Origin of the sequence: Massilia sp. CT11-108 (genome assembly GCF_047302915.1) — a bacterium.
Taxonomy (GTDB): Bacteria; Pseudomonadota; Gammaproteobacteria; order Burkholderiales; family Burkholderiaceae_D; genus Telluria; species Telluria orientalis.
On the sequence record NZ_JBKYMO010001481.1, the window covers coordinates 1 to 278 of the forward strand.

The window sequence follows — 278 nt, forward strand, 5'->3', positions numbered from 1 at the left end:
ACACGGGCGAATACCTGCCGCTGATCCAGAGCGACGTGGCCGTCAACCCCGGCAACTCGGGCGGCCCGCTGATCAACATGCGTGGCGAGGTCATCGGCATCAACTCGCAGATCGCCACGCTGTCCGGCGCCTATAACGGCATCTCGTTCGCCGTGCCGATCGACGAGGTGATGCGCGTCTCCGAGCAGATTCGCAAGACGGGCAAGGTGACGCGCGGGCGCCTCGGCGTGCAGATCAGCGAGGTCACGACGGACGTCGCGGAATCGCTGGGCCTGGGG

The 278-nt window shown here is 66.9% G+C and carries 1 protein-coding gene; it reads left to right on the top strand.

Annotated elements, in window-relative coordinates; genetic code table 11:
• A partial coding sequence (locus ACEN88_RS35360) for a trypsin-like serine protease (protein WP_413347071.1) occupies positions 1–278 on the top strand: 278 nt, incomplete at both ends.